General features: G+C 70.2%; 5 protein-coding genes. 3 read left to right on the top strand and 2 right to left on the bottom strand.

The window, feature by feature from the left end; genetic code table 11:
* The coding region (locus VJS38_RS07980) for a GTP-binding protein (RefSeq protein WP_324087620.1) at positions 1-1,059 on the bottom strand (1,059 nt) is incomplete at its 3' end.
* Between the two features lie 68 nt (positions 1,060-1,127).
* On the opposite strand from VJS38_RS07980, the gene dmeF reads away from it, so the two are divergent.
* Positions 1,128-2,078, top strand: a complete 951-nt coding sequence (dmeF, locus tag VJS38_RS07975; RefSeq protein ID WP_324087619.1) for a CDF family Co(II)/Ni(II) efflux transporter DmeF — start codon at positions 1,128-1,130, stop codon at positions 2,076-2,078.
* A 5-nt stretch (positions 2,079-2,083) separates the two neighbouring features.
* Here dmeF and VJS38_RS07970 read toward each other — a convergent pair whose 3' ends face one another.
* On the bottom strand, positions 2,084-2,560 hold the full coding sequence (locus VJS38_RS07970; protein ID WP_324087618.1) for a hypothetical protein: 477 nt from the start codon (positions 2,558-2,560) through the stop codon (positions 2,084-2,086).
* Between the two features lie 100 nt (positions 2,561-2,660).
* Here VJS38_RS07970 and VJS38_RS07965 point away from each other — a divergent pair, with 100 nt between their 5' ends.
* Entirely contained in the window at positions 2,661-2,891 is a 231-nt protein-coding gene (locus VJS38_RS07965) for a hypothetical protein (protein WP_324087617.1), read from the top strand.
* 21 nt (positions 2,892-2,912) lie between these two features.
* The coding region (locus VJS38_RS07960; RefSeq protein WP_324087616.1) for a hypothetical protein at positions 2,913-3,119 on the top strand (207 nt) is incomplete at its 3' end.

Below are 3,119 nucleotides of genomic sequence, written 5' to 3'. Positions count from 1 at the left end.
GAGGTTGCGGCCGATCAGCACCATGCGCGAGTAGCGCCGCTCGCTGTCGCGCCACTCGGCCTGGAAGTCGCCCTCCAGGATCATGTGCACGGCCTGGAACACCAGCCGGCGCTTCTCGCCGGCGATGTCCATGATGCCCTTTGCGCGCAGGATGTCGGGCCCTTGCGTCTGCAGCACGTTGTTCAGCCAGGCGGTGAAGCGATTGGCGTGCAGCGGCTTGTCGCTGGTCAGCGAGACGCCGCGGATGCCGGACTCGGCCACGTGGTCGTGGATGCGCCCGTGGCCATGATCGTGGTGGTGGTCATGGCCGCAGTGCTCGTCGTGCACATGGTCATGGTCATGGTCATGGTCGTGGTGATGGTGGTCGCAGTGCGCGTCGTGCACGTGGCCGGGCTCGCCGTGCGCCGGGTTGAGGAAGTCCGGCTCCAGGCTGGTGATCCGCTCCAGGTCGAACGAGTGGCGGCCGAGGATGGTCTCCAGCGGCACGTTCGACCTCTGGGCGCGGTGGATCGGCGCCAGCGGGTTCAGGGTGCGGATCGCAGACTCCACCTCGCCGAGCTCGTCCTCGGAGACCAGGTCGGTCTTGTTGAGGATGATCTGGTCGGCGAAGGCGATCTGCTCGATCGCTTCCTTGGAGTCCGCCAGCCGCAGCGGCAGGTGTTTGGCGTCGACCACGGCGGTGACGCTGTCCAGCTGGGTCTTGGCCTTGACGTCCTCGTCGACGAAGAAGGTCTGGGCGACCGGGCCAGGGTCGGCCAGGCCGGTGGTCTCGACGATGATGGCGTCGAACTTGCCTTTGCGTTTCATCAGCCCCGAGAGCACCCGGATCAGGTCGCCGCGCACCGTGCAGCAGACGCAACCGTTGTTCATCTCGAAGACCTCTTCGTCGGCGCCGACGATCAGGTCGTTGTCGATGCCGACCTCGCCGAACTCGTTGACGATCACGGCGTAGCGCTTGCCGTGGTCTTCGGAGAGGATGCGATTGAGGAGGGTGGTCTTGCCGGCGCCGAGATAGCCGGTGAGCACGGTGACGGGCGTCTTGTCGGTCATGGCTCCCATCTAAGGGCCGCAGCGGAACTTATGAAGCGGCTTGTTTCCAAGATGTGCTGTTATAAAGTAACGCCCAGATGTTGAGCGCCGTCCGATCCGCCCCCACCGCCCCAGACTCGACCGGCGATGCGCGGCGCGAGCTGGACGCATTCCGCAAGGACCGGACCTATCTGGGCGCCGACCACGCCCGCAACGAGCGGCGGACCTGGATCGTCGCGGGCGTCTGCGCGGTCACGCTCGCCGCCCAGCTCGCCGGCGGCCGGCTGTTCCATTCCATGGCGCTCACCGCCAGCGGCCTGCACATGGCCGCCCACGTGGCGGTGCTGCTGACCGCCGCCGGCGCCTATTGGCTCGCCAGACGGTTGGCTGGAGACGCCCGCTTCGCCTTCGGCGCCGGCAAGGTCGGCTATCTGGCGGGCTTCGCCAACGCCGTGGTGCTGGCGGTGACCGCGGTGACCATCGCGGTCGAGAGCGTGCAGCGGCTGTTCCAGCCGGAAGCGGTCGACTACGGCTCGGCGATCCCGCTGGCCGCCGCGGGCCTTGTGGTGACGCTGGTCTGCGTCTGGCTCCTGAGGCCGGCCCGGGCGGCGGAGGGCCATCACGACCACGACGGCGACCTCAACCTGTCGGCGGCGCACCTGCATCTGTCGGCGGACGCCATCATCTCAGGCCTGACGATCGCGGGCCTCTTCGCCGGCCAGAGGTTCGGCTGGAGCTTCGCCGATCCGCTCATGGGGCTGGTGGGCGCGGGCCTGGTGGCGCAGTTCGCCTACAGCTTGATCCGCCGGACCGGGGCGGCCCTGCTCGACGTCAATCCCGCGCCGGTGCTGGCCGACGAGATCCGCAAGCGGCTGCAGGTGGAAGGCGCGCGGGTGGTCGACCTGCACGTCTGGCGGCTGGGCCCGGGCCACCACGCCGCCATCGCCGTGGTCGCCGACGAGGCGCCGGCGCCGGTGGAAGCCTATCGGGCGCGGCTCGACGGCCTGGCGGGACTGTCGCACCTGACGGTGGAGGTCAGGCGGGCGTAGCCGGCTCAGCGCGCGGCGCTCGCCTCGCCGTTGGCGGCGGTCTGGTACTGCGAGGGCACGCCCTTCATCAGCGAAAGCGTGATCGCGCGGCCGGCGACGTCGCGGCCGGCCCACTGCGCGCCCGGCTGGCTGCTCGCCGGGATCGGCGTGCAGTAGCTGATCGGCAGGGTGGGCGGCGCCGTCTGCCGCATGCACACCTTGTCGCCGCGCAGCGTCCACTTGCCGGCCAGCGGGGCGTTGCGGCGCGAGACGCCGTTCCAGGTGCCATCGGCGTGCAGCCAGATCTTCTGCGAGGTGCCGTCGGGATAGCTGGAGATCACGGTGTTGCCGAAGGCCGCGGAGACCGCGCCGGGCTCTGCGGCCTGGGCGTTCAGGCCGGCGAAGCAGGCGTAGCTCGCCACGGCGGCGCGCGCGAGAAGCCTGAGGGCGGAGATCCGGCTCGACCGCGCATGGCGCTGGGATGGCGTGACCGCTTGCAACACAGACCCTCGCTCTGATCGCCGGGTCCCGTCGCCGGCGCACTGGACTCGTAGGGCGATCCAGATGAACTGCGCCTGACAGCGTGGTTCAGGAGGCCCTGCTATGGACGAGGCGATTTCACCCGAAGCCGAACGCGCCGGCATGCTGGCCGCCCTGCATGCGATCATCGTGGGTGTGCTCTCTACTCTCAAGCGCAAAGGGGTGCTGACGACCGAGGAAATCGATCAGCTGTTCGAAGCGGGCCTGGTCACCTTCGAGCGCGGCGAGCAGGACGCCACCCGCCAGGCGGCCCGGCTGACCCTGGAGATCCTGGCGCGGAGCCTGCGGGACTAGGCGCCCGGGATCCAAGCGTCAGTGGTCGTGGCCGTGGCCGCCGGCCTTGTCGCCGCCACGGTTCCCACCGCCGTGGCCTTGGCCGCCGGGCGCGCCGCCACCTGGAGCGTGGCCGGTTCCGCCACCGCCTCCGTGCGGGCCACCGCCGCCATGCCAGCCGGTGTTGGCGCCATGCGCTTCGGCCGCGTGGGCGAAGGCGGGGCCGCCGCCGCCCGGGTTTCCGCCGGG

This window comes from Phenylobacterium sp., assembly GCF_035276905.1.
Taxonomy (GTDB): Bacteria; Pseudomonadota; Alphaproteobacteria; order Caulobacterales; family Caulobacteraceae; genus Phenylobacterium.
The sequence above is the reverse complement of the archived record's forward strand: the minus strand, read 5'-3'. Positions and strand labels throughout refer to the sequence as shown.

Bases quoted from the DNA above. Each gene is read 5' to 3' on its own strand.
- VJS38_RS07965 (WP_324087617.1), top strand. From the start codon at position 2,661: ATGGACGAGGCGATTTCACCCGAAGCCGAACGCGCCGGCATGCTGGCC.
- dmeF (WP_324087619.1), top strand. From the start codon at position 1,128: ATGTTGAGCGCCGTCCGATCCGCCCCCACCGCCCCAGACTCGACCGGC.